Raw genomic sequence first — 24165 nt, 5'->3', positions numbered from 1 at the left:
TCGGCAAGCCTCCTCATGAGTCTGATCGTCACCCTGATCTTCATCTCCAGCGGCTTGTTTCTGGGCTGGTCCATGGGTGCCAATGATGCGTCCAATGCCTTTGGAACCGCCGTCGCCACCAGGATGATCCGCTTTTCCACAGCGGCCTTCCTCTGCAGTGTCTTCCTGATCATCGGCGCTGTGACAAGCGGGGCAGGGGCCGCCGATGGGCTGGGCAGACTTGGAACCATCAACACCCTGCCCGGTGCATTCACGGCCGCCCTTGCTGCCGCCGCCACGGTGGGCTGGATGAGCAAGCTGGGCCTGCCGGCCTCCACCGGACAGGCCGTGGTGGGATCGATCATCGGCTGGAACCTGTTCAGTGGGTCGGCGACGGACCTGAACACGCTGAGCCGCATTCTCTCCACCTGGATCGTTTCCCCCATCCTCGGAGGGATCTTCGCGATGGTGCTGCACAGCTGTCTTGTCTGGTGGATCCGGCTCACCAAGCCCCACCTGCTCGTGCTGGATAGAAACACGCGCACGGGCCTGATCCTGGCTGGGATTTTCGGCTCCTACGCGATGGGGGCCAATGGCATCGGCAACGTGATGGGCTTCTTCGTGGGGGCTTCACCCTTTCGGGATCTCACTTTCGGACGCTTCAGCATCTCCTCGGTCGAGCAGCTCTTCCTGATCGGCGCCATCGCGATAGCCATCGGGGTCTACACCTATTCCCGCAGGGTGATGATGACCGTGGGCGACAGCCTGCTCACCCTCACACCACTTGGAGCCCTCGTGGTGGTGGTATCGCACTCCCTGGTGCTGTTCATCTTCTCGTCCACGGCGCTTGAGGCCTTCCTGGCCAGCCACGGCCTGCCCACAATTCCCCTATTGCCGGTCTCAGGGTCCCAGGCCGTGATCGGCTCCGTTGTGGGGATCGGTCTGCTGCAGGGGATCAAAGGAATCCGCCAGATCCGATGGAATGTGCTGGTGGGCATCGCCTCCGGGTGGATCACCACGCCTCTGCTCGCGGCGGTGATGGGTTTCGTGTTGCTGTTTGTCGTGCAGAACGTTTTTGGCCAGCAGGTTTACCAAGCCGAGGTGAACCCACCGATGCCCGCAGCGCTGGAACGACCCAACATGGCCGCTCAGCCCATCAGCGAAGTATTCCCCTTACGAGGAGAGATTGGGGCGGTCGGTGCCACTGGCAGCAACGGATCAGGTGGCCCAACCAATTCCCATGGCGAGAAGCAAGCCGATTCGGGCGAAGCCTGAACAGTCAGAAATCCTTAACAGGACCACCATTTCTCTGACGATGGCGACCCCATCCTTTGCCTGGTCGAACCTCATGGTATCGCCAATAACTACCGCTGCAATTCGTCTCTCCAGGACCAGATTGCCATGGACAAAAGATGTTAGAATAAACAAATAGCCGATGGAGCCTGCGAGACAGGCCTCCTGGTCTTCCGCTACCTACGGGTCCAATCCCTGCCATTTCCTCACACCAAATCTCCAGGAATGACAAAACCAAGCGCCTCCCTTCATCAAGCGGATCCACAGAGCACAGCACAGGCCATCCCCTGGCACAGCCTTGACCTTTCTGCGGTGCTGACTCGCGTTGATGTCGATCCAGTCCAGGGTCTCTCCGATGCCCAGGCCGCAAAGCAACAGGAACGCTACGGGAAGAATGAACTGACAGCCAAGAAGGGTCGCTCTCCTCTTTGGATGTTTCTGATTCAGTTCAAGAATCCACTGCTTTACATTCTGCTCATCGCTGGTGTCGTCAAGGCCTTCATGGGCTCCTGGATTGAAGCGGGAGTGATCACCGGCGTTGCCGTTCTGAATGCCGTGATCGCTTTCGCCCAGGAATCAAAGGCGGAGTCTGCGATCAAGGCGTTGGCCTCCTCGGTCACCACCGAGGCCATGGTGCGTCGCAATGGCGAGATGCAGAAGCTGCCGTCTTCTGACCTTGTGCCAGGCGATGTGGTGCTGCTGGCTTCCGGCGACAAAGTGCCCGCCGATCTTCGCCTGGTCACAAGCCGCAGCCTGCAAGTCAATGAGTCCGGCCTCACGGGAGAATCCGTGGCCGTGGAAAAGGATGCCGACTGCAAGGCACTGGGTCCGGACATGCCCCTGGCTGATCGCATCAACATGGCCTATGCCGGCAGCTTCATCACCTTCGGGCAGGCTGAAGGCGTTGTCGTCGAAACCGGGCAGAGCACCGAGACCGGTCGGATTTCAACCTTAATGGATGAAAGCAGCGCCCTCACCACGCCGCTGACGCGAAAGTTTGAACGTTTCAGCAATCTGCTTCTCAGAGCGATTCTGGGGATTGCCATTTTCACCTTCATGGTTGGCCTGGCCTGGGGCAATACCCCATTTGACATGTTCCAGGCTGCCGTCGCCCTTGCGGTGAGTGCCATCCCGGAGGGTCTTCCAGCCGTGGTCACCATCACCCTGGCCATCGGTGTTTCGCGCATGGCGGAACGTCATGCCATCGTCAGGAATCTGCCGGCCGTGGAAACGCTCGGCAGTGCCACCATCATCTGTTCCGACAAGACCGGAACCCTGACGGAGAATCAAATGACGGTGCAAGCGCTTTACGCCGGCGATCACCATTATCAGTTTGTCGGTGATGGCTATGCCCCAAAGGGAGATCTTCTGGATGCCGAAGATGAACCGATGGACATCACCCAGTTGCCTGTGGCTGTTCGGGACTGCCTGCTCGCCGGCGTGCTCTGCAACGACTCTGAACTGGCCCATGAAAACAGGATCTGGAGCATCGTGGGTGATCCCACCGAAGGTGCCCTGCTGGTCTCAGGTCGCAAGGTCGGCCTCGACCGCGCCAAGCTCGCCGAAACCCATCCTCGCCTCGACAGCATCCCGTTCGAATCCGAGTATCAATACATGGCAACCCTGAACCAGATGCCGAACGGGGCCGGCGGGGTGATCTGGATGAAGGGTTCCGTCGAATCCTTGCTCAAGCGCAGCGATGCACTCCTTGATTCCCAGGGTCATGCCCACCCGATCAGCAGGGAAAAGCTCCAACAGCAGGCCGATCGCATGGCGTCCAAGGGTCTGCGCGTCCTGGCCTTCGCCCAGAAGCCGCAGGCGAGCACCGCCTTCGATCACGACGATCTGGCCTCGGGCCTGATTTTCCTCGGTCTTCAGGGAATGATCGACCCGCCACGCTCCGAGGCCATCCAATCGATTCGGGCCTTCCATGGCGCGGGCGTCGCTGTCAAAATGATCACCGGAGATCACAAGGTCACCGCTGAAGCGATTGCCGATCGCATGAAGCTCAGCCAACAGGAGACGACCACGGCCTTCAGCGGGCAGGAGCTCACGGACCTGGACAAGAACGAGTTCGTCCATGCCGCTCTGGAGGGAAGTGTCTTTGCCCGGGTCGTTCCGGAGCAGAAGCTTCGCCTAGTTCAGGCACTCCAGTCCCGAGGTCACATCGTCGCCATGACCGGCGATGGTGTGAATGATGCGCCTGCCTTGAAGCAGGCGGATATTGGCATCGCCATGGGGATCACCGGCACGGAAGTGGCGAAGGAGGCTGCGGATATGGTGCTCACCGACGACAACTTCGCTTCGATCGAAGCGGCCGTGGAGGAAGGCAGGAATGTGTTCCAGAACCTGATGAAGGCGCTGGCCTTCCTGTTGCCGGTCAACGGTGGTCTGGCGGCCAGCGTGTTTCTGAGCGTGATGGTTGGCCGGGGTCAGTCCCTGCCGATTCAGCCGCTTCAGGTGCTCTGGATCAACATGATCATTTCGATCACGATGACAATTCCCATCGCCTTCGAGCCCAAGCCCTACGACCTGATGGAGCGCCCGCCCCGCTCTCCCCAGCAGCCCCTGTTATCGCGGCCGTTGCTGGTACGGATCGCCCTGATTTCCACACTCAACCTGATCTTCATCTTCGGCGTCTTCGCCTGGGTCCGCGATTACAGTGGTGATCTCGCCCTCGCCCGCACCATGGCCATCCAGACCCTGGTCACGGGCCTGGTGATCTACCTGTTCAGCCTCAGCCAATTCTGGGCCTCCCTGGTGGCACGACTGCGGGGACGCCAGGTGGTTCTGGGGAACGTCTCACGCATCGGCTTCGGCATCCTTGCCGCTTTTCTGATGCAGGTGATGTTCAGTCAGTGGCGCGTGATGAACCTGCTGTTCGAGACCACACCGATGACGGCCAACCAATGGCTTACTTGCTTCGGCCTGGCAACGCCGATGCTGCTGGTGGCTCTGCTCGCCAACCGTTGGCCTGTCAACTGGGTACCGCCCCAGCGCACCGTCTCCTGAGCTGGCTGAGCCGGCTGCAGCGGGGCCCGGCCCTTCAGAGCAGGCCCCGGTAACGCACGAACAACTGCACCATCGTCCAGGAGCCCAGGGTCACCTTGATGGCCATCAGCACATTGAGCAGCGGGATCCAGCCACCGCTTTCCACCGTGCCGAAGCGGCCGCTCACTGGGACGATCCCCTCGAAGCTGACCATGGCGACGACAATGAAGAGCAGCACCGCCATCTTTTCCCACAGCTCGGCGTGCACCTTCCTGTAGAAGCGATCCGCCAGCCTGGCGGAGCCGCTGATCACCACCAGGCCGAAGGCCGTGCCGCCGGCCACACCGGCTGCGAAGCCACCCCCTGGGGTGAGATGGCCCCGCAGCGCCAGCTCCACCGCCACCATGGCCGCCACCGTCGCCCCGAGTCGGCAGAGCACCACCGAGGCCGTATCACTCAGCGCCTCGATCTGCCGCTCCGGGCGGGTGTCACTGAGCAGCCAGCGCACCCCCAGCGAAGCCATGGTGAACACCACCACCTCGCCGATGGTGTCGTAGAGGCGCGCCTGCAGGATCACGGCGGACACCGTGTTCGGGATACCGCTCTGACCCACAAGAAGGCTGATCAGGTGGACCGAGTCCACCGAGCTGTCCCTGCCGGCGAGCAGGGGTGCCAGGCAGAGGATGGCCGCAGCGGTGAGGACCAGGATCTTCACGGTTCGCGTGCTTCGTTCGCCGCCTCCATGCGGCCGATCTCCCCACCCCAGCTCTGCCAGCGCTGGGCGCCCTCCAGGGCCAGCAACCGTTCCCGCAGCCGGTCGTTATGCAGCCGCAGGCTTCGGCTGCCCACCAGCTCACCGTGCAGATCAGCCGCCATGCCTGGCTTCGAGGTCCCCTTCGCTGCCGAGGGCACCAGCTGAAGGCGCAACCGGGCCGGCTTCAGCCAGCTGGCCAGCAGCTCCGCCGCCGCCGCCTCCACCGGGTCGTCGGCGGCCACCGCCAGACGCAGCACCATCGAGGAGCGCAGCGCCACGGCGTAGAGGGTGCTGGACAGCAGCGTGCCCACCATCGCCTCCGTGAGGGCCACATCCGCCGCCCCCAGCAGCACGTAGACAAGGGCGGCCACCACCCCCAGGACCCCCCGCAGGATCAACACCTGGTACGGGTCGGCCCGGCTCACCAGCAGCACGGCCGTCAACGGCAGCAGCGCCGTGACCGGCAGCAGCAGGTAGAAGTCGTTCACTGGGATCTACGCCCCGGTCGCGGCTGGGAGCAGGCCGCCAGGACATAGCCCAGGATCGTGTTCCAGATCACGAGCATCAGCAGCGCCATCAGCAGCAGAGGCCATTCCCTCGGCAGTTTCAGCAGCAGACCCACCAGAATCAGCGCGGAGCCCAGGTTGTCGGCCACCGAGAGGCTGTGCAGCTTGCTGAGGTAGCTGCCGCTGCCGAGCAGGGGCCAGCTTCCCCAGAACCAGAACACCAGGCCCAGAGCAATCAGCAGCAGGCTGAGCAGGTTCAAGGCTCGCTGCTCCAGAGCAGGTTGGCCAGCAGCATGAGCCCGGCGTTCCCCACGCTCAGGATGATGACCCCCACCAGGCCGATCATCCAGTCGTCGCGCACCACCGACACCACCAGCATCAACACCGCCACCTTGGTGGAGAGGCTGGTGAAACCGGCCAGCAGATGCCAGACATCGGTGCGGCGGCAGGCCACCGCGATCGGAATCAGCAGCGCCAGCACCATGCCGTAAACCAGGGCGATCATGGCTTCATGGGCTCCTCACGGTCAGTCTGACGGCTGGGTTCGAGCCGATGCAGGCGGTAACGGCGACCATCCGCGCTGATCCCCAGCACAAGCGTCAGGGGCGTGAAGCTGATCCGGAAGATTTCCAGGAACACCAGTAGTCCGTGGGCACCCCGCGCCCGGCCCGGCCCCACCGGCTCGCTGGCCGGGATCTCCACCAGCCGCTCCTGGCCGTGGGGGACCCGCATCATGCGGAAGGCTTCGGCGTAGCCCTGGGGAATCACCCGCAGGGTGCGGCCCACCGCCGCCGCCAGCTGCCGCGGTGTCAGGCCAGGGCCGCGATCGCTGGGCAGCAGGAACGCCACGATCAGGCCGATCGCCAGGTTCACGGGCCGCAGATCGGAGGTCAGCAGGCACCACAGCACCAGCCGGAACGCGATGGTGAGGAACGGTGTCATCGGCCCAGCAGCAGCACCAGGGCGGCCCCGACCAGGACGGCGCCACCCAGCAGATCATCAAGGCCCTCCAGATCGGGCAGGCGAACACCATCCGGGCCCTTGGGCCACAGGCGCTGAAGGCCCAGTCCGGCGAGCAGCAGGCCAGCCGACTTGAGCAGGGCCTCGCCGATTCCCTGGGCCAGCAGCGTCCGCCAGCCCTCCAGGGCCCAGGGGGAGAGATTCAGCAGCAGCAGCGCCGCCACCAGCAGCAGCGCACCCGGCGAGCTGGGTGGGGCCTGCGCCGTGGCGGCGTCGTTGCCGGGCAGGCGCCACAGGCGGGCATACACAGCCGCCGTGCCCACAGACAGGAGCAGGACGGCGGCAGGCAGCGCGGCCCCAGGAAGCACCCCCACCGGCGGACCAGAAAGGGCCAGGCCCAGCTGCTCCTTGGCCAGAAAGCCGAGCAGGGGGGGTGCCCCGGCGATCGAGAGGGAGGCCAGCAGGAGCGGAGCGGCGTGCCGCCACGGGAACGTCTGGGAACGCCAGCCCTCGAGAGAATCGGCGGGCAGGCGGTCGCAGACCAGGAACAGCGCCGCTTTGGCCAGACCATGGGCCAGGGCATACAGCCCACCGACCGCCGGCACGAGCAGAACCATCCCCATCTGGGAGATGGTGCTCCAGGCCAGCAACCGGGCGACCCGGCGCTCGGCCAGGGCGAAGATCAGCCCCAGCAGGGCACTGGCGAGGCCGATCCAGCGCAGCAGGGAACCGGCACTCTCGGCCGCCACCGCGATGCGCAGCAGGGGGGCCAGACCGGCGCACACCACTCCTCCCGAGATCAGGGCGGAGACGGCGGCCGGTGCCACGGCGTTGGTGCGGGGCAGCCACAGCCCGGAGAGGAACACTTCAGCCTTGGTCAGCAGGGCCAGCAGCAGCAGGGCCAGAGCAATACCACTGCTCTGCTCCAGACCCGCCAGCGCGAAACTGCCCTGCTCGCGATACACCAGCGCCGCACCGAGCAGATAGAGAAGCATCACGCTGTTGCCGATCAGCAGGTACCGCAGACCGATCCAGAGCTGGGGAGCCCGATTTCCCTGGACCAGCAACAGAAAGGTGCTGATCCCCACCACCTCCTGAGCCACATAGATGCTGATCAGATCGCTGGCCACGATCGCCGAATGGATGCCGCCCTGCAGGAGAAGTAGTAACAGCAGAAAGGGCTTCTCCAGATCGCGGCCCCAGCCCTCCAACAGCACGGCCCCGTGCACCAAGGCCGTCAGCAGGAGCAGGGGCGAGGCGAGCGGATCGAGTTGCAGGCGAACCCCGAGGGGCCCGAGCAGGAGCAGATCCGCCGGCAGCCAGCCCTGCCAGGCCGCCAGGGCCATCGCCAGCGTCGTGGCCACCACCAGCAGGATCAGGGGACGCGCCAGCCGCGGCACCAGAGCCGCCAGGAACGCCGCCAGGAAAGGCAGAAGCAGCCAGGCGACCGTCAGGAGTGAACCACTCGGGTTCCAGGACACCAGGGAAAGGGGAGACATCCGTGACCCTCAGTCGCGGCCCAGCTGATCGAGCTGGCCCGCATCGAGGCTGGGATCCACGCTGGCCAGACGGGTGATCGCCACCAGCAGCAGCGCCTGAATCGAAAGGCCGATCACCACAGCGGTCAGGATCACGGCCTGGGGGATCGGATCGGCCCAGTCGTTGCCACCTGGAAACGCAACATTGCCGTCGAGGATCGGGGTGCGAAACCCGCTGCGGGCAGCAACGAGCACGAAGAAGGAGATCACCCCCGTGCCCATCACATCCATTCCCATCACCTTGAGGAAAAGGTTACGGCGAAGCAGCAGACCCACCAGTCCAGTGAACACGGTGAGCAGCATCAGCGCCTCCATCACCACAAAGCCATCGATGGCATCAATGATGGCCATGGATTCTCAGACATTGCGGAAGATCCGCAATCTATCGAGGACTTCTTCCGCACTGAGCAGCGCACCTCACTGCCAGGGTCTCTCCTTCACAACCTTGTCCCACCGACATGGGACGGATGAAGCGCGGACCGCCCTGACCAGCCAACTCGCCTCCCGCTCCCAAGACCGGCAGAGCGGCTCCTGGTCGATGGCCGGCTATGGGCAAGCCTTCAACGGAAGGTTGGATCGCCTCGATCAGAGCCGGCTGGGGCCACGACCGGTTCGCGTTCACCAGCCATCCGATGGCGGTGCGGACTCCGGCCTCGCCTTAGAACTGGCCACTCGGATCCGGTTCAGCCTGCGTTCGCCGCAAACAGACCATTCCGCCAGCCTCAGCGTGTGGGCCGCGCTGCTTCGCGACACCCTTCGCTTCTGATCGTGTGGAGTAGGCTCCCTGCCAACAAGTTCGTTCCACCCAGGTCACCGAAGATGAACGTTGTGGATGGAACGATTGAGGTGCAGTCGTTCCTTACGGTGACCCTTGGGATTCTCGTTCTTTTCCTCGGCAAGAGTCTCAACAGTCGCTTCCGATTGCTGCGGGAATTCACCATTCCGGAGCCCGTCAGTGGCGGCCTGCTGGTGGCTCTGCTGATCACCCTGCTGCATTTCGCCTTCGGTTTTGAGATCAACTTCGGCATGCGGGCCCGTGATGTGCTGCTCGTCTACTTCTTCACCACGGTGGGCATGAATGCCAGCTTCGCCGACCTGCGCCGTGGTGGCCGCTCCCTGGTGGTGCTGCTGGTGCTGAGCATCGTGCTGATGGTGGCGCAGAACCTGGTGGGAATCGGCCTGGCCCGCTGGAGTGGATTGCCGGCCGCCACCGGACTGCTGGTGGGCACGGTGTCGTTGATCGGCGGCCATGGCACCACGATCGCCTGGGCACCGAAGTTCGCCGCCGAACACGGCGTGGCCAACGCCCTGGAGATCGGCATTGCGGCCGCCACCTTCGGCCTGATCATCGCCAGTGCCACTGGAGGACCCATCGCCCAGTACCTGATCCGCCGCCACCGTCTGGCAACTCCCGGCTCCGAGGAGACGCCCGTGCAGGCAAGCCCGAGGGGCGGCGGGGAGGTGATGGGTCACCTCGATTTTCTGGGAGCGGTGCTGGCGATCAACATCTGCATCATCCTCGGCTCGATTCTGCAGAAGCTGATGCGCGACCTCGGGCTGTTCCTGCCATTGTTCGTGCCCTGCCTGATCGTGGGCATCCTGCTCAGCAACCTGCTGCCCAGCCAAGGGCCGAAGGCAGGGTTCCGCTGGCCCTCCAGAACACCGGCCCTGGCCCTGATCGCCGAGATCTCACTCGGGGCGTTCCTGGCGATGTCCCTGATGGCCTTGCAGTTCTGGACGCTGGTGGATCTGGCGGGGCCCCTGCTGCTGATCCTGATCGCCCAGTTCCTGCTGGCCCTGGTGATCAATCTTTTCTTGGTGTTTCCGCTGCTCGGTGGCACCTACGACGCCGCCGTGATCGCCGCGGGCTTCGGCGGCATCTCGCTGGGCTCCACCCCCACCGCCATGGCCAACATGACGGCGGTGACCCAACGATTCGGGCCCTCGTACAAGGCCTTCATCGTGCTGCCGCTGGTGTCGGCGTTCCTCATCGATCTGTTCAACGCCGTGCTGATCCCCTTCTTTCTGCGTCGCCTCTGAGCCTGCTGCCGCCATCAGGCGCTGCCTTCAGCGGCTCAGCCACCCCCGGCCTTCGGCGTCGCTCTCCACCCGCGGGGCGATCACGCAGATCTCAGGTTCGCTGTCGGTTGTTGGCGCCGCCCAGCCCCCGTCCCCATCCCATCCATTCCCATCACCTTGAGGAAGAGGCTGCGGCGCAGCAGCACGGCCTCCATCACCCGAAAGCCAAAGATGGCCATGGAGCTGCAGACGCTGCCAAGAATCCAGCACATACGAGGCCTTGATTCGCTACCAAGCCACCCAGCGTCAATCTCATACCATGACGGGGAAGGCACGGCAAGTTTTCCCTTGCCTACGTTGCCAAGGATGTGTCCATGGGTCTTATGCCTTCCGGCGCCACCTTCAACTCTCCCGATGCGGAGGATTCATCAGGCCTCCCCCTGGATCGCACAGCGGCCGAAGCGGGCCGGCTCCAGGGCCTCACCCAGGCCGAGGGAATCATCATGATCGTGCTGGGGCTTCTGGCCCTCAGCTTTCCTGTGGTGGCCTCAGCCTCCGTCACCGTGATGGTGGCGATCGCCTTCCTGGTGGGGGGCCTCATGGGCTGGATCGACAACCTCTCGCGTGCCCGACGCCTCGGCCGCTGGCACTGCTTCTGGAGGCTGGTGGTGTCCACCCTGTTCCTGGTCACCGGCATCTGGATGCTGCTGCAATTCAAATCCGGGGTGGTTCCTGCCGCCCTGCAGGTGAAGGCGCTGGCCACAGCACTCGGCCTGGTGTTCCTTGTGGAGGGGGGCGTGATGGCGATCGTCTCCCTCACCCACCGCACCACCAGGGGCTGGGGATGGGGACTGGCCAACGGCATCGTCACCCTCGCTCTTGGCTTGCTGATCCTGACGATGAGTCCGGCCAGCCTGCTCTCGGTGATCGGTCTGCTGGTGGGTATCAGCTTCCTGTTCAGCGGGTTTGACCTGCTGGCCTTCAGCTCCCGCTTCCATTCACGGGTGGAGTGAGCCAAGGCACGCCACAGTGAGTGATCTGTTCAGCCATCAAGGCGAGCAAGCCAGGCGCAGGATTGCCCCGCTGGCGGATCGCCTGCGGCCACGCACCCTGGACGACTTCGTGGGACAGGCGTCGATCCTGGGTCCGGGGCGCCTGCTGCGTCGTGCCATCGCCGCCGACCGGGTGGGCAACCTGATCCTGCACGGCCCCCCCGGCACCGGCAAGACGACCCTGGCGCGGATCATCGCCGGCAGCACCCGGGCCCACTTCAGCAGCCTCAACGCCGTGCTGGCCGGGGTGAAGGATCTGCGGGCCGAGGTGGACGCCGCCAAGTTGCGCCTCGAGCACCACGGCCTGCGCACGATCCTGTTCATTGACGAGGTGCACCGGTTCAACAGTGCCCAGCAGGATGCCCTGCTGCCCTGGGTGGAGAACGGCACCGTGACCCTGATCGGCGCCACCACCGAGAACCCCTACTTCGAAGTCAACAAGGCCCTGGTCAGCCGCTCCCGCCTGTTCCGTCTCCAGCCCCTGGAACCCGGCGACCTGGGCCTCCTGCTGGATCGAGCCCTGGCCGATCCCGAGCACGGCTATGGCCAGCGACCCGTCGAGCTGTCCGCACCGGCGGGCGCCCACCTGCTGGACGTGGCGGGGGGCGATGCCCGCAGCCTGCTCAATGCCCTCGAACTGGCGGTGGAAACCACCGAAGCCGACGCCGACGGGGTGATCCGCATCGATCTGTCCATTGCCGAGGAATCGATCCAGCAGCGGGCGGTGCTTTACGACAAGCAAGGCGACGCCCACTTCGACACGATCAGCGCCTTCATCAAGTCGATCCGAGGCTCCGATCCCGATGCGGCCCTGTTCTGGCTGGCACGGATGGTGGAAGCGGGCGAGAACCCCCGCTTCATCCTGCGGCGTCTGCTGATCTCCGCCGGCGAAGACATCGGTCTGGCCGATCCCCAGGCCATGGTGGTGGTGGAGGCCTGCGCGGCGGCCTTCGACAGGGTGGGCCTGCCGGAGGGGCTCTACCCCCTGGCCCATGCCACGCTCTACCTGGCCGGCACCGAGAAAAGCAACAGCAGCCTGGGCTTCTTCGATGCGGTGAAGGCGGTGCGCGACAGCCGCCGCCAGCAGGTGCCGGCCCATCTGCGCGATGCCAACCGGGATGGACAGGCCTTCGGCGATGGGGTGGGCTACCGCTATCCCCACGCCTATGCCGACCACTGGGTGGCCCAGCAGTACCTGCCACAGGCGTTGCAGGGGGAGGTGTTCTGGCAGCCGGGGTCCCTGGGCTGGGAAGGGGGGCTGCGAAAACGGCTGCAGCAGCGCCGGGCCGGCCAGCTGGCCGCCGCGGCCGAAACGGCGGCCGACGACAGGGGCGACCTGCTCAGCAGCAGCCCGGACGACCCCCTGCTGAACCGCTGGCTGCAGCGCCAGGCGGGGGCGGAGGGGGAACGGCTCGATCGGCTGCGCCAGCGCTTCTGGCAGGACGCCGCCATCGGGCGCCTCGACAGGGTGCTGGTGGTCGAAGCCCACTCCCTGCTCTGGGCCCTCGATCCCCTCGAGGCCGCCAGCGAAGGGGAGGTGGTGCTCACCACACCGAGCGCGGCGGTGCTCGATCGCCTGCAAGCCCAGCTGCAATTGCTGGATCAGCTGCGGCGACCCCGCTTGCTGGCCGTGGCACCCGACGCCCCCGACCAGCTCCAGGCGCAGCTGACCGCTCCGCCCCCGGGGGAGGGGCGCTTCGAGTGGATCGCCGCACGCCAGCCCTGGCGACACTGCTCAGCAGAGCAACGGCTGGCCTGGCTGGAGCAGCTCACGGCCTTGGCGGCCCCGGGAGCCCTGGCCCGCTTGCTGTTCACCCATCCCTTACTGGGACCGGCGGGCAGCCTGCGTGCCCACCTGCTCAGCCGCGCCGCAGGCGACATGCCGGCCGTTCTTGAGCGCGCGGCCACCAGGGAAAAGGCGTGGCTGGCGGGCGACGCCGAGCTGGCCGATCGGGTGCAGGAGGGGCTGGAAGCCCTCGGCTGGAGTGTGCAGCGCCGCTTCTGGGAGGAGGGGCTCGACCTTCCCCTGAGCGACGCCCTGCTGGAGCGCTGGTTCGGCGCTGAGGCCAGCTACCGGAAGCATCTGGCGGCGGCGCTTCCGGCCGCTGGCCGCAAGGGCCTCGAAGCCCTGTTCCGGGAGCGACGGGGTACCACCCTGCCCCAGCCCCTGGGACACACCCTGCTCTTGGCTCACAGGCTCCCGGGGCCATAAAAAAACCCCGGCATCGCCGGGGCTGAAGCGGATAGGGGGGAGGATCCTCCCCGATCGCTCACCAGAGGCCGCGAACCGGCTGATCCATCATGGGCGCAGGGGCGGGGGTGTCCCGGACCATGGCCACGGGATCGGCCATCTGGTTGGCCTGGATGCAGGCGGGCAGGAAGACGTACCAGGACAGCAGGGAGGTGCACTGGGCGGTGCCGGGCTGGCAACGACCCTCGGCGCAGATGTTCTGGGAACCGGTGTAGGTGTTGCAGAAATCAGCCAGACGGAAGTCGGTGGGCAGGGCCTTCATGATGCCTGCCGACGTGATGGAACCGTCCTTGGCGTCGGAGATGATCGCCGAACGCAGAGCCTGCACAGCATAGGTATTCATGCTGTAGTAAGGGAAGTAGCTGTTGGTCGCGTTCTTGAGGAACTTGACGCCGGCGTCCGAATAAAGGAAGCGAGACACGCCAACGAGGTTGACGGCATAGGTCTTGGTCATGCCCGACTTGACCTCATCGGAGGTCCAACCGGAGCGGGCGAGTCCACCTTCGAGACCCCGATCGGTGATGTCTCCGGAACCCAGAAACGTGTCGAAGGCAGCTTGGTTTGTCGACCACACGGCGCCGCCGGTGTTCCAACGGACAGGCAGATCGTTGTCCACAGCCGCAGAAGCGGGCAGCACGGAAGCCGTGAGGGCCGTTCCCACGAAGAGACCGGTGAGAATTTGCTTGAGCACGGGAGACGATGTTGACTTCACAATCAACCTAGCCATCAAGGGTGGCCCTGCCTACATCGGGTGTGCAGTTTCTTTGCCTCTCCACACACACCGGACGGGCACTAGTGGAGGAAGCGGGCCGTCTCGCCGCGCCTTGGGAAGGACAGTGCCCTTAGGGTACGAACACCTTCATCGTCTTCAAGGTTCGACCCATGGCCCTGCAGGTGGGAGATCCCGCACCCGATTTCAGCCTCCCCGATCAGAAGGGTGAGGCCGTGGCCCTCGCCGCCCTGAGGGGGCAGCGGGTCGTGATTTATTTCTACCCCAAGGACGACACCCCGGGCTGCACAAAGGAAGCCTGCAATTTCCGGGACCGCTGGAGTGCCTTCGAAACCCACGGCATCAAGGTCCTGGGGATCAGTAAGGACGGTGCGGCCAGCCATGGCAAGTTCGTCGCCAAGTACGACCTGCCCTTCACCCTGCTGACCGACGCCGAGCCCTGCCCGGTGGCCGAGTCGTACGCCAGCTATGGCCTCAAGAAGTTCATGGGCAAGGAGTACATGGGGATGATGCGGCACACCTTCGTCGTCGATGCCGACGGCAAGCTGGAGCGCGTTTATCTCAAGGTGAAGGCCGAAGCCATGGCCGATCAGATCCTTGAGGACCTGGGACTGGCCTGAGCCACGCCGCCGACCGGCGGACGGGGTCGCAGGGCCACAAGGGCCTCCAGGCAGAGGTCGGGGCAATGCATCAAAACGCCCTCCCCCAGCTCTGATGCGTGCTGCAGAAGCGGCATCAGGGTCGGCCCATCCCCTCCGGTGAGCACGATCCGGCAGCCAGGCTCAAGGGCCCTTGCCTGGCGTCCTGCCTCCAGCACCGCGGCGGCCAAGCCCTCGGCCACCCCCCTCCTCATCGCCGCGTCGGTGGCTTTGGGCCAGGCGTCCCCGCCGCCTCCAGCCGACAGCCCCTCCTCCAGGGACGGCAAGCCCTGGGTGCCGGAGGCCATGGCCCCCAGTTGCAGGGCGGCGCCCGCCATCAGCCGGCCGCCGGCGAAACGGCCGCGGCCATCCACCCGGGTGAGGCTCAGCACGGTGCCGGCGTCAGCCACCAGCACCGGGCCGCCCGTCAACCGTGCCGCCCACCAGCCCGCCAGGGCACGGTCGATGCCCAGCCAGGGGGGGACCTCAGCCAGGGGCACATTCTTCAGCTCCAGGCGCGTGGCGGCCGGCAGCCCGGCCTGGGGAGGCACCGGGCCCACCGCGGCCCAGGCCAGCGGAGGATCCCCCACCGCCGTCGGTGGGGGCAGGTGCAGGAACCGCAGCGGAGCGTCGCCACCACCCCCATCCGCACCGTCCAGGGCCCAGTGCCAGCGGCTGTTGCCGATCAGCAGCCAGCGGAGCTGGCGAGCCGGCACCTCAGATGCCCTCGCCCATCAGCCCGGGCATATGGATACCGCATTCCTGCTGCAATCCGCCGAAACGGGTGGCCCGGCCACTGGTGGTGCCGTCGTCAGGGGCACTCGTGTGCCAGTCGCCCACGGTGGAGTAGCCCTGCTCAAAGAGGGGGTGCTGGGGCAGGTCGTGCTCCTGCATGTAGTAGTAAACGTCGCGGCGACTCCAGGCGAGCAGAGGCCGCAGCGACCAGCGCTCACGCACCGGCTCAAGACACTGCATCGCTCCACGGTGATCCGTCTGGCCGGCACGCACGCCGCTGGCCCAGCAGTGCACCTCCAGCCGTTGCAGCCCCCTGTCGAGGGGGTCGACCTTTCGCACCCGGTTGTAGGTGCGCATGTCGTCGCGATTCCCCGTTTCCCAGAGACGGCCGTGCAGGGCCTCCATCCGGGCCGGGCTGAGGTCGGCCTGCAGCACATGCAGGTCGAGCTTGAGGCGGTCGCAGAGCTCGTCCGCGTAGCGGTAGGTCTCGGGGGGCAGGTAGCCGGTGTCAACCCAGAGCACGGGAATCGCCGGCCAGGCGCCGGAGCCGTCCAGGGCGCTCACCATGTGGAGCATTACCGCCGACTGGATGCCGAAGCTGGTGGTGACGGCGAAGTGGCCGGCGAACGCCTCCTGGGCCCAGCGCATGCGGCCGATGGCGTCGAGGGGCTCCAGAGAGGAGCAGGCGGCACCGAGGTCGATGGCGGATCCATGGCGATCGCGGGGCAAGGCCTGGTGGGCCGCATCCAGACCCGCCACGCTGCCCTCTGAGCTGATGGACGCCGTGAGGGGAAAGGACACCATCACTCCATCATCGCCCTTCAGGGATCCAGTGATTGTGGTTAAGGTGACGCCATGCAAGGGCAACGGGAAAAGGCCCAGAACGTCGTCATCGTGGGGGGTGGCTTCGGAGGCCTGTACACGGCACTGGCCCTGGCCCAGCGGAAGAACCACCCACCCGTCCTGCTGATCGAGCCGAACGACCGCTTCCTGTTTCTGCCACTGCTCTATGAGCTGCTGAGTGGCGAGTTGCGCGGCTGGGAAATCGCCCCCCGCTACGACGGCCTGCTGGCGGGCCGCGGCCTGGCCTGGCTTCAGGACCGGGTCGAGGGCATTGATTCCCACAATCGCCAACTGCACACGGCGGCGGGCCGTACCCTCCCCTACGGCCGCCTGGTGATCGCCACAGGCGCCCAGAGCAACACCTTTGCGGTGCCAGGGGCCGACCGCTACGGCCTGGGCTTCCGCAGCCTGGCCGATGTGGAGCGGCTGCAGCGCCTGATGGCCGACCTGAAAAGCCAGCGGCGACCCCTGCAGCGCATCGCCGTGGTGGGCGCAGGACCAACTGGGGTGGAGCTGGCCTGCAAGCTCGCCGACATGGCCGAAGGCAGCGCCGTGATCGAGCTGATCGAGCAGGGGCCGCAGTTACTGCCCCAGGCCAGGGCGTTCAACCGGGAACAGGCCGCTATGGCCCTGAGGCGTCGTGATGTGCGTCTTCGCACCCGCACCCAGGTGGAGGCGGTCGAGGCCGAGGCGATCAGCCTTCGGTGCCATCCGGAAGGGGACAGCACCACCCACAGTGAGACCCTGGCCGTTCGGGCGGTGGTGTGGACCGCCGGGCTGAGCTTCCGGGCACCCCGGATCGACCCCGCCCCCGCCTGCGACAGCCGCGGCCGCCTGCTCTGCGGGCCCGATCTACGGCTGCAGGACCATGGCGATCTGTTCGTGGCCGGAGATCTGGCCGCCCCGGTGGATCCGGACGGAACCGCTACCGAAGCCCCCGGCGCTGCCACTCCAGCCACGGCCCAGGTGGCCTTTCAGCAGGCAGCGGTGCTGGCCACCAACCTGATCCGGTCGTTGCGGGGCGAACCCCTGGAAGCCTTCCAGTGGAATGATCTGGGCGAAATGATGAGCCTGGGCATCGGCGAAGCCAGCCTCACCGCCGCCGGTGTCACCCTGGCAGGGCCGGCCGCCTACCAGCTTCGCCGTCTGGCCTACCTGACCCGCCTGCCGGGCCGGCCCCACCAACTGCGGGTCGCCGCGGGCTGGTTAGCCGACTGGAAACCATGACGGCAACGCCGGGTTCGCCGTCAACCTGGCCCCGTCCCCGGGGCCTGTTGCTCGATGCCATGGGCACCTTGATCGGCCTGCGCACAACCGTGGGCCACACCTATGCCGCCGTGGCGGCCGAGCACGGAATCGACGTCGCCGCTGACGCCATCGACCGGGCCTTCCCGGGTGTTCTGCGGCAGGCCTCACCCCTGGCCTTCCCCGGCCTCGAGGGCGACAGCCTGCTCCAGGCAGAGCGCCGCTGGTGGGGGGAGCGCATCGACGCCGTCCTGGGGGCCGCCGGGGCGGCAGGGGCTTCGGCGGCCCTGCAGGACGCCCTGTTCGATCGCTTCGCCGATCCTTCGCTGTGGCACGTCTTTGCCGATGTCCCCTCCGTTCTGCGCCGCTGGCACGGGGCGGGCTTGCGCCTGGCCGTTGTCAGCAACTTTGATCGCCGTCTGCAGCCGCTGCTGGAAGGCCTGGGCCTGGCGGACCTGTTCGGGGCGGTGGTGGTCTCCAGCAGTGCCGGGGCCGCCAAGCCGTCGCCGGTGCCTTTCCAGGTTGCCCTGGAGTCGATCGATCTAGAGCCATCCCAGGTCTGGCATGTGGGCGACAGCCCGGAGGATGGGGCCGGCGCCCGGGCCGCCGGGGTGCGTTGCCTGCTGGTGCGGCGTCCTTGAGGCAGGGGGTGCTGGCCGGTAAAACGGCGGGTCTGCGGCCCGCGGAACGGCGCCGGCTGGAGCAGATCTGCCACCGGCGTCACCCGGGCGATGCGGTGGCGGATCTGCTCACCCTGCAGCGCCTGGCGGCCGAAGGCCGCGACCTGGAGTTGCCCCTGACCCTGGTGGTGGACGGGCGCGGTCTGTGCCGCCTGCTGTGGGTGGGGGAGCTGGACCATTCGGCGCGCCTGCTGGAGAAACTTCCCGGCCCCTCCAGGCGCCAGGGCCACAACCTGCGTTTGCTCACCTGCGCGGGGGCTGGACGCCAGGCACACCTGCAACCCTCGGTCCAGGAGGCCGTTGTCGGCATGGACGTGGCGCCGGACCTCTGGCTGCGCTTCGGCCAGCAACCGGACACCGGCGGACGTTGGCCAGCTGCGATCCACACCCCGGCCGGCAGCGGCGATCGCGCCTGGAACTGCGTCCTGGAGGGGGATCTGGCCGAGCTCTGCGACCTGGATCCCGTCGCCCTCGCCGCTGCGGAGCCGCCAGATCCATCCCCAGCACCCGCCCTGGAGGGCCCCGAGCGGGTGCTGCTGCTGGTGCAGACCAGCGGCGACCGGGCCCTGAGCGACCGGCGCATCGCTGAACTCGAGGGCCTGGTGCGCAGTGCCGGCTCCATCCCGGTGGGCCGGGTGGAGCAGCGCCGCCATGGCCCCGTCTCCCGCAGCCCCTGGGGGGAGGGCAAGCTGCGGGAAGCGGCCCTGGAGGCGCGCCGCGTCGGCGCCAGCCTGGTGGTGGCCGACCGGGAACTCACCCCTGCCCAGGCCCGCGATCTGGAGGGGCTGCTCGACCTGCCGGTGAGCGACCGCAGCGAACTGATCCTCGACATCTTTGCCCAGCGGGCAGCGAGCGGCGCCGGACGGCTCCAAGTGGAGCTGGCCCAGATGCGCTACCGCCTGCCGCGGCTCACCGGCCGGGGCCTGAGCCTGTCGCGGCAGGGGGGCGGCATCGGCACCAGGGGCCCCGGCGAAACCCAGCTGGAGAAGGACCGGCGCGCCATCGCCCGTCGCATCGAGCGGCTGCAGCGCGAAGTACAGCGGCTGGGGGCCCACCGGGCCCGCCTGCGGGAAGGGCGACGCGACCTGCCGCGGGTGGCCCTGGTGGGCTACACCAATGCGGGCAAGAGCTCCCTGCTCAACGCCCTCACCGGGGCCAGCGGCAGCCAGGCCGTGCTGGCCGAGAACAAGCTCTTCGCCACCCTCGATCCCACCACCCGTCGGATCGAGCGGGCGGCGGGCGGCGACACGGACGGCCAGCCGCTGCTGGTCACCGACACGGTGGGATTCATCCGCGATCTGCCCCCCCAGTTGATGGAGGCGTTCCGCTCCACTTTCGAGGAGGCCCTCGATGCCGACGGCCTGCTGATCGTCGTCGATCTAGCCGATCCAGCCTGGCCCGAACAGCTCACCACCGTGCAGGCGATCCTCGATTCCCTGCAGGCCGCCATGCCCAGGCGGGTGATCGGCAACCAGATCGACCGATGTGCCAGCGGCGAACTGGAGCGAGCCAGGGCCGTGGATCCGGCCATGCTGTTCGTTTCGGCCACTGCGGACCTGGGACTCCAGCATCTGCGCCAGGAGCTGCAGTCCTGGCCGGCCGGAACCACGACCAGCGGCCCCACTGCTGTGCCAGCATCATCCGGCGCTAATTTCTCCCCGATGACCCTGCAACTGGGCGACACCGTTCCTGATTTCACTCAGGAGTCCCAGCTCGGCCCGATCAACCTCTACGACTTCGCCGGCGACAGCTGGGTGGTGCTGTTCTCCCATCCCGCCGACTACACCCCCGTCTGCACGACGGAGCTGGGTGAGGTCTCACGGCTGCGCGCCGAATGGGAGAAACGCAACGTCAAGACCATCGCCCTGAGCGTCGATTCCGCCGAAAGCCACAAAGGCTGGATCGGCGACATCAACGACACCCAGAACACCACCGTCGACTATCCGATCCTGGCGGACAGCGACAAGAAGGTGAGCAGCCTCTACGGAATGATCCACCCGAATGCCCTGAGCAACCTCACGGTGCGCTCGGTGTTCATCATCGATCCCAACAAGAAACTGCGTCTGCAGATCACCTATCCCGCCAGCACGGGCCGCAATTTCGATGAAATTCTGCGGGTGATCGACTCCCTCCAGCTCACCGACCACCACCAGGTGGCCACTCCTGTGAACTGGAAGGAGGGCGAGGACTGCGTGGTTGTGCCCTCCATCCCCACCGAAGAAGCCCGGGAGAAATTCCCCAAGGGTGTCACTGAAATCCGTCCCTATCTCCGGATGACCCCCCAGCCCAACAAATGAAGCGGCTGCAGAGTTGGCGGCACCGTCTGACGGTGCCGCAGTTCACGGTGGTCACCGGCGGTCTGGTGATTGCCTTTGGCACACTGCTGCTGGCAAGCCCGCTCTGCTCCAGCGATGAGGTAGGCCTCTGGGAGGCCCTCTTCACCGTCACCTCCGCCATCACCGTCACGGGCCTGTCGATCATCGACGTGGGTGCCGAACTCACCTTTTTCGGCCAGGTGACCCTGGCCGGGCTGATCCTCACCGGCGGCCTCGGGCTGATGGCCATCACCACCTTCCTGCAAGGCTTCGTCCAGGGCCGCTCGGGGCTGCGGCAGCGGCTCGACAAGGGGCGCGCCCTTGATGACTTCGGCGTCGGCGGCATCGGCCCCACCCTGAACCAGATTCTGCTGATCGCCGCCATCGTGATCGGCATCGGCACCCTGATTCTCTACAACTTCGGCTTCACCGATATTCCAGACAAGGGCCAGCGGCTCTGGGCTTCGCTGTTCCATTGCATCAGTGCCTACAACAACGCCGGCTTCGGGCTATGGCGCGACAATCTGGTGGGTTATCAGAGCCAGCCGGTCGTCAATGGGGTGATCGGTCTGCTGATCGTGATGGGAGGCATCGGCTGGCGCGTCACCAACGACATCTGGGTGAACCGTTTCCGACTGGCCCGCATCCGCCGCCTCAGCCTGCACACCCGGCTCGTGATTCGCACCACCATCCTGCTAATCGTGGTGGGGGCCGTTGGCCTGATGTTCACCGAACACTTCGCTACGGAGGATCTGGTGGGTCAGATGGGGTTCTGGGACAAACTCCAGGTCACCCTGTTCCAGTCGATCACCACCCGCACCGCCGGATTCAACACGATTCCCCTGAGTCTGGAAACCATCTCCGACTCGGGCATCCTGCTGATGATCATCCTGATGTTCATCGGCGCCAGTCCAGGTGGCACCGGTGGCGGCATCAAGACCACCACCTTCGCCGCCCTGCTCGCGGCCACGCGTTCCACCCTGCGCGGCCATGACGAGGTGGTGGTGAGGAACCGAGAGATCCCCCTCAAGGTGATCCTCAAAGCCGTGGGTGTCACCCTCGGCTCGGGCCTGTTCATTCTGTTGATGGCCTTGTTGCTGGGGCTGGGCAACACCACCGCCGGAACCCCGGGGAGCGAGGCCTTCACCTTCCTGGAAAAGCTGTTCACCTGCGTCTCCGCCTTCGGCACCGTGGGCCTCGACGTGGGTGTCACCAGTCAGCTCAACCGCTGGGGCCAGCTGGTGCTGATGATCGGCATGTTCGTGGGCCGGATCGGTATTCTCCTTTTGCTTTCGGCCGTCTACGGCAGCCGGCCCCAGAATCGTGTGGGCTATCCGCGCGAGGAGCTCTACATCTGACCACAGTCTCTCCCCTCCCCGCGCACCGAAGCCCCTTGACCCCCGCTCCATCCATGACTCTTTCAACGTTGGTCCCATGAATCAGTGGTGGCAATGGCAGGGCAGCGAGGCGGACACCTCCAACAGCTACGCCGTGATCGGCGTCGGTCGTTTCGGCAGTGCCGTCTGTAAGGAACTCCTCCGCCATGGGGCCGAGGTGCTGGCGATCGACAACAACCAGCGGGCCATCGATGAGCTGCGCCAGATGGACACCGCCATCGAGGCCCGAGTGGTGGACTGCACCGACGAAGAGGCCCTGCGGGCCGCCGGCGCCCTCGATGTGGGCACGGTGGTGGTGGCCATCAGCGAACCGATCGGCGCCAGCATCACCGCCACCTTGATCGTCAGGGACGGTGAAGGCAGCCGGGTCAGACAGGTGATCGCCAGGGCCACCAGCGACCTGCACGAAAAGATGCTGCGGCGGGTCGGAGCCGACAAGGTGGTGTTCCCCTCGAAGATGCAGGGAACGCGGCTGGGCATGGAACTGGTCCGGCCCAACCTGCTCGAGCGGCTTCGTCTCGACGACCGCAACAGCATCGAGGAGATCAAGGTTCCGAGTTCCTTCGTCGGCCAGTCACTGCGGGATCTGAATCTGCGCAAGAACTACAACGTCAGCGTGCTGGCCGCCGGCCCTTCCAACCAGCTCACGGTCAACCCGCCCGCTTCTCATGTGCTCAACGCTTCCGAGCTGCTGGTGGTGATGGGCAGCAGCGAAGCCCTCGAAGCCCTGCCCTCCCACTGAAGGCCTTGCGACAGACAGCCATGCGGGTGCTTGGCCTGATGAGCGGCACCAGCGCCGACGGGGTGGACGCGGTGCTGGTGCGCCTGGAGGGTCGTTCCGCCCGGCCCCGCTGGCGCATCCTGGCCGGCGCCCACACCCCCTACCCCCCGGACCTGCGCGAGCGCCTGGTGGCCGTCGGCCAGGGGAGGCCCCTGGACGCCGACGCCTGGCTGACCCTGGCCGAAGACCTGACCGAGCACCAGGCCCTGGCCGCCCGGGCCTGTGATCCCGACGGCCGCGCCGAGCTGGTGGGCTGCCATGGCCAGACCCTGTGGCACCGCCCGCCAGAGGGCGAGCGCCGCGGCGCCAGCTGGCAACTACTGCAGGGGCCGTTGCTGGCGGAGCTGCTGGGGCGGCCGGTGGTCTTCGACTTCCGCAGCGTCGATCTGGCCCTCGGCGGCCATGGCGCGCCCCTGGTGCCGGCCACCGACGCCGCCCTGCTGGGAAGGATCGGCGGCTGGCGGGCCCTGCTCAACCTGGGCGGCATCGCCAATCTCACCTTGCTTCCCCCCCCCACGGGGCCCGACCGGAAGGCCCCGGTGCAGGGCTGGGACTGCGGCCCGGCCAACACGTTGCTGGATCTGGCGGTGGCCCGCTTCAGCGGCGGACAGCTGCAGTTCGATGCCGATGGTGCCTGGGCACGGCAGGGCCGCATCAACGAGGGGCGGCTGCGGCAGTGGCTGCAGGAGCCCTACCTCCAGGCGGCGCCGCCGAAATCAACCGGCCGCGAGCTGTTCGGGGCCGCCGATCTGGATCGACGCCTGGCGGAGCTCGGCACCGATGTGGATCCGGCTGATGCCTTGGCCACCCTGACGGCCTTCAGCGCGGCGGCGGTGGGCCAGGACCTGGCCAGGGGTCCCCGTCCCCTGGAACTGCTGGTGGCCGGGGGCGGCACCCGCAATGGCTTCCTGATGGAGCAGCTGCAGCGCCGCTGCCGCGGCATGGCCGTCCAGGGCCTGACCGGTCATGGCATCGCCGATGATCAGCGGGAAGCCCTGGCCTTCGCCCTGCTGGCCTGGTGGCGCTGGCGGGGCCACCCGGGGTCTCTGCCCTCGGTCACCGGGGCCCGCCGGGCCGCCGTGCTCGGCGTGATGGCTGTGCCGCCTCCGTTAGGAGACTGAAGGGGGCAGGCGCAGCCGGCGGGGCGCCCCGCGCAGCCGGCGGGTGCCGCCCTGTTCCTGCTGCTCGAGTTCCCGGCGAAAACGATCTGCGGTGGCGGCCGGCCCATTCAGATAGGGCGCCTCGGCGGGCTGAACGGGGCGCTGATGTCGCTCGAGCCGTTCCACCCCTTGCTGGATGAGCACCTTGGCCATGTTGCTGATCGTGCGCGATTCGCTTTCGGCCAGTGCAGCGAGACGGGCACAGAGCTCCTCCGGCAGGACGACCTGGATCCGTGGCGACTTGGGCTTGCCGCTGGAGGAGGACTGACGGGTAGGCACGTTTCCTCTGGGTGGGTGC

23 protein-coding genes and 1 pseudogene are annotated in these 24165 nt (G+C 66.6%); 13 read left to right on the top strand and 11 right to left on the bottom strand.

Features of this window, described 5'->3' with window-relative positions:
- Positions 1 to 15 precede the first annotated feature (15 nt).
- Complete coding sequence (locus KQ305_RS11785; RefSeq protein WP_259725595.1) at positions 16 to 1254, top strand: inorganic phosphate transporter; 1239 nt, start codon at positions 16 to 18, stop codon at positions 1252 to 1254.
- A gap of 243 nt (positions 1255 to 1497) precedes the next feature.
- A complete protein-coding gene (locus KQ305_RS11780) occupies positions 1498 to 4284 on the top strand; it encodes an HAD-IC family P-type ATPase (RefSeq protein WP_259725594.1) in 2787 nt (928 codons plus the stop codon).
- A gap of 34 nt (positions 4285 to 4318) precedes the next feature.
- On the opposite strand, the gene KQ305_RS11775 is transcribed toward KQ305_RS11780, so the two are convergent.
- The 7 genes from KQ305_RS11775 to KQ305_RS11745 are packed head-to-tail and all read right to left on the bottom strand — an operon-like array spanning position 4319 to position 8372.
- Positions 4319 to 4978, bottom strand: coding sequence for a Na(+)/H(+) antiporter subunit B (locus KQ305_RS11775; RefSeq protein ID WP_259725593.1), 660 nt, complete (start codon positions 4976 to 4978; stop codon positions 4319 to 4321).
- Positions 4975 to 5505, bottom strand: a complete 531-nt coding sequence (locus KQ305_RS11770; RefSeq protein WP_259725592.1) for a hydrogenase subunit MbhD domain-containing protein — start codon at positions 5503 to 5505, stop codon at positions 4975 to 4977. The genes KQ305_RS11775 and KQ305_RS11770 overlap by 4 nt, the downstream gene beginning before the upstream one ends.
- Positions 5502 to 5783 (bottom strand): monovalent cation/H(+) antiporter subunit G, encoded by a 282-nt coding sequence (locus KQ305_RS11765; protein WP_259725591.1) that lies wholly within the window; start codon positions 5781 to 5783, stop codon positions 5502 to 5504. The genes KQ305_RS11770 and KQ305_RS11765 overlap by 4 nt, the downstream gene beginning before the upstream one ends.
- Positions 5780 to 6028 carry a hypothetical protein gene (locus KQ305_RS11760; protein ID WP_259725590.1) on the bottom strand — a complete coding sequence of 83 codons (249 nt, stop codon included), beginning with the start codon at positions 6026 to 6028 and terminating at the stop codon, positions 5780 to 5782. Before KQ305_RS11760 ends, KQ305_RS11765 begins: the two co-directional genes overlap by 4 nt.
- Positions 6025 to 6465, bottom strand: coding sequence for a sodium:proton antiporter (locus KQ305_RS11755; RefSeq protein ID WP_259725589.1), 441 nt, complete (start codon positions 6463 to 6465; stop codon positions 6025 to 6027). The genes KQ305_RS11760 and KQ305_RS11755 overlap by 4 nt, the downstream gene beginning before the upstream one ends.
- Positions 6462 to 7982 carry a proton-conducting transporter membrane subunit gene (locus KQ305_RS11750; RefSeq protein ID WP_259725588.1) on the bottom strand — a complete coding sequence of 507 codons (1521 nt, stop codon included), beginning with the start codon at positions 7980 to 7982 and terminating at the stop codon, positions 6462 to 6464. The genes KQ305_RS11755 and KQ305_RS11750 overlap by 4 nt, the downstream gene beginning before the upstream one ends.
- Positions 7983 to 7991: 9 nt before the next feature.
- Complete coding sequence (locus tag KQ305_RS11745) at positions 7992 to 8372, bottom strand: cation:proton antiporter subunit C (RefSeq protein ID WP_259725587.1); 381 nt, start codon at positions 8370 to 8372, stop codon at positions 7992 to 7994.
- A 495-nt stretch (positions 8373 to 8867) separates the two neighbouring features.
- On the opposite strand from KQ305_RS11745, the gene gltS reads away from it, so the two are divergent.
- The 3 genes from gltS (at position 8868) to KQ305_RS11730 (ending at position 13304) form a co-directional block, all read left to right on the top strand.
- Entirely contained in the window at positions 8868 to 10061 is a 1194-nt protein-coding gene (gene gltS / locus KQ305_RS11740; protein ID WP_259725586.1) for a sodium/glutamate symporter, read from the top strand.
- A 482-nt stretch (positions 10062 to 10543) separates the two neighbouring features.
- The gene (locus KQ305_RS11735; protein WP_259725622.1) at positions 10544 to 11053 is read left to right on the top strand and encodes an HdeD family acid-resistance protein; all 510 of its coding nucleotides are present in this window, start codon (positions 10544 to 10546) and stop codon (positions 11051 to 11053) included.
- A gap of 16 nt (positions 11054 to 11069) precedes the next feature.
- Positions 11070 to 13304, top strand: coding sequence for an AAA family ATPase (locus tag KQ305_RS11730; protein ID WP_259725585.1), 2235 nt, complete (start codon positions 11070 to 11072; stop codon positions 13302 to 13304).
- Positions 13305 to 13362: 58 nt separating this feature from the next.
- On the opposite strand, the gene KQ305_RS11725 is transcribed toward KQ305_RS11730, so the two are convergent.
- The gene (locus KQ305_RS11725; protein WP_259725584.1) at positions 13363 to 14070 is read right to left on the bottom strand and encodes an alpha/beta hydrolase; all 708 of its coding nucleotides are present in this window, start codon (positions 14068 to 14070) and stop codon (positions 13363 to 13365) included.
- A 155-nt stretch (positions 14071 to 14225) separates the two neighbouring features.
- On the opposite strand from KQ305_RS11725, the gene bcp reads away from it, so the two are divergent.
- Entirely contained in the window at positions 14226 to 14693 is a 468-nt protein-coding gene (gene bcp, locus KQ305_RS11720) for a thioredoxin-dependent thiol peroxidase (protein WP_259725583.1), read from the top strand.
- Here the strand turns inward: bcp and KQ305_RS11715 are convergent.
- Together KQ305_RS11715 and KQ305_RS11710 are read right to left on the bottom strand one after the other, a co-directional pair.
- On the bottom strand, positions 14663 to 15427 hold the full coding sequence (locus KQ305_RS11715) for a type III pantothenate kinase (RefSeq protein ID WP_259725582.1): 765 nt from the start codon (positions 15425 to 15427) through the stop codon (positions 14663 to 14665). The two genes, bcp and KQ305_RS11715, sit on opposite strands and share 31 nt — an antisense overlap.
- Before the next feature lies 1 nt (position 15428).
- Positions 15429 to 16250, bottom strand: a complete 822-nt coding sequence (locus tag KQ305_RS11710; RefSeq protein WP_259725581.1) for a phosphoadenylyl-sulfate reductase — start codon at positions 16248 to 16250, stop codon at positions 15429 to 15431.
- Between the two features lie 51 nt (positions 16251 to 16301).
- Here KQ305_RS11710 and KQ305_RS11705 point away from each other — a divergent pair, with 51 nt between their 5' ends.
- The 7 genes and pseudogenes from KQ305_RS11705 (at position 16302) to KQ305_RS11675 (ending at position 23828) form a co-directional block, all read left to right on the top strand.
- Positions 16302 to 17516: an NAD(P)/FAD-dependent oxidoreductase gene (locus KQ305_RS11705; RefSeq protein WP_259725580.1), complete on the top strand. Its 1215-nt coding sequence runs from the start codon at positions 16302 to 16304 to the stop codon at positions 17514 to 17516.
- Complete coding sequence (locus KQ305_RS11700; RefSeq protein WP_259725579.1) at positions 17513 to 18175, top strand: HAD-IA family hydrolase; 663 nt, start codon at positions 17513 to 17515, stop codon at positions 18173 to 18175. The genes KQ305_RS11705 and KQ305_RS11700 overlap by 4 nt, the downstream gene beginning before the upstream one ends.
- Positions 18176 to 18522: 347 nt before the next feature.
- A pseudogene (gene hflX / locus KQ305_RS11695) lies at positions 18523 to 19791 on the top strand (GTPase HflX); the annotation flags it as partial.
- Between the two features lie 84 nt (positions 19792 to 19875).
- Positions 19876 to 20511 (top strand): peroxiredoxin, encoded by a 636-nt coding sequence (locus KQ305_RS11690; RefSeq protein ID WP_259725621.1) that lies wholly within the window; start codon positions 19876 to 19878, stop codon positions 20509 to 20511.
- Positions 20508 to 21887 carry a TrkH family potassium uptake protein gene (locus KQ305_RS11685; RefSeq protein WP_259725578.1) on the top strand — a complete coding sequence of 460 codons (1380 nt, stop codon included), beginning with the start codon at positions 20508 to 20510 and terminating at the stop codon, positions 21885 to 21887. Before KQ305_RS11690 ends, KQ305_RS11685 begins: the two co-directional genes overlap by 4 nt.
- A 76-nt stretch (positions 21888 to 21963) precedes the next feature.
- Complete coding sequence (locus tag KQ305_RS11680) at positions 21964 to 22668, top strand: TrkA family potassium uptake protein (RefSeq protein WP_259725577.1); 705 nt, start codon at positions 21964 to 21966, stop codon at positions 22666 to 22668.
- A 20-nt stretch (positions 22669 to 22688) separates the two neighbouring features.
- Complete coding sequence (locus KQ305_RS11675; RefSeq protein WP_259725620.1) at positions 22689 to 23828, top strand: anhydro-N-acetylmuramic acid kinase; 1140 nt, start codon at positions 22689 to 22691, stop codon at positions 23826 to 23828.
- Here the strand turns inward: KQ305_RS11675 and KQ305_RS11670 are convergent.
- Positions 23817 to 24146, bottom strand: coding sequence for a ribbon-helix-helix domain-containing protein (locus tag KQ305_RS11670; protein ID WP_259725576.1), 330 nt, complete (start codon positions 24144 to 24146; stop codon positions 23817 to 23819). The two genes, KQ305_RS11675 and KQ305_RS11670, sit on opposite strands and share 12 nt — an antisense overlap.
- Positions 24147 to 24165 lie beyond the last annotated feature (19 nt).

Source organism: Synechococcus sp. CS-1332 (assembly GCF_025127995.1).
In the GTDB taxonomy this organism is placed as follows: domain Bacteria; phylum Cyanobacteriota; class Cyanobacteriia; order PCC-6307; family Cyanobiaceae; genus Cyanobium.
This window is presented reverse-complemented; position numbering and strand designations above follow the sequence as displayed.

What these genes read in the sequence shown, in the direction of transcription:
- KQ305_RS11785 (WP_259725595.1), top strand. Translation starts at nt 16, where the DNA reads ATGAGTCTGATCGTCACCCTGATCTTCATCTCCAGCGGCTTGTTTCTG.
- KQ305_RS11780 (WP_259725594.1), top strand. Translation starts at nt 1,498, where the DNA reads ATGACAAAACCAAGCGCCTCCCTTCATCAAGCGGATCCACAGAGCACA.
- KQ305_RS11760 (WP_259725590.1), bottom strand. Translation starts at nt 6,028, where the DNA reads ATGATCGCCCTGGTTTACGGCATGGTGCTGGCGCTGCTGATTCCGATC.
- KQ305_RS11755 (WP_259725589.1), bottom strand. Translation starts at nt 6,465, where the DNA reads ATGACACCGTTCCTCACCATCGCGTTCCGGCTGGTGCTGTGGTGCCTG.
- KQ305_RS11750 (WP_259725588.1), bottom strand. Translation starts at nt 7,982, where the DNA reads ATGTCTCCCCTTTCCCTGGTGTCCTGGAACCCGAGTGGTTCACTCCTG.
- KQ305_RS11745 (WP_259725587.1), bottom strand. Translation starts at nt 8,372, where the DNA reads ATGGCCATCATTGATGCCATCGATGGCTTTGTGGTGATGGAGGCGCTG.
- KQ305_RS11735 (WP_259725622.1), top strand. Translation starts at nt 10,544, where the DNA reads ATGATCGTGCTGGGGCTTCTGGCCCTCAGCTTTCCTGTGGTGGCCTCA.
- KQ305_RS11725 (WP_259725584.1), bottom strand. Translation starts at nt 14,070, where the DNA reads ATGGCTAGGTTGATTGTGAAGTCAACATCGTCTCCCGTGCTCAAGCAA.
- bcp (WP_259725583.1), top strand. Translation starts at nt 14,226, where the DNA reads ATGGCCCTGCAGGTGGGAGATCCCGCACCCGATTTCAGCCTCCCCGAT.
- KQ305_RS11710 (WP_259725581.1), bottom strand. Translation starts at nt 16,250, where the DNA reads ATGGTGTCCTTTCCCCTCACGGCGTCCATCAGCTCAGAGGGCAGCGTG.
- KQ305_RS11705 (WP_259725580.1), top strand. Translation starts at nt 16,302, where the DNA reads ATGCAAGGGCAACGGGAAAAGGCCCAGAACGTCGTCATCGTGGGGGGT.
- KQ305_RS11700 (WP_259725579.1), top strand. Translation starts at nt 17,513, where the DNA reads ATGACGGCAACGCCGGGTTCGCCGTCAACCTGGCCCCGTCCCCGGGGC.
- KQ305_RS11690 (WP_259725621.1), top strand. Translation starts at nt 19,876, where the DNA reads ATGACCCTGCAACTGGGCGACACCGTTCCTGATTTCACTCAGGAGTCC.
- KQ305_RS11685 (WP_259725578.1), top strand. Translation starts at nt 20,508, where the DNA reads ATGAAGCGGCTGCAGAGTTGGCGGCACCGTCTGACGGTGCCGCAGTTC.
- KQ305_RS11680 (WP_259725577.1), top strand. Translation starts at nt 21,964, where the DNA reads ATGAATCAGTGGTGGCAATGGCAGGGCAGCGAGGCGGACACCTCCAAC.
- KQ305_RS11675 (WP_259725620.1), top strand. Translation starts at nt 22,689, where the DNA reads ATGCGGGTGCTTGGCCTGATGAGCGGCACCAGCGCCGACGGGGTGGAC.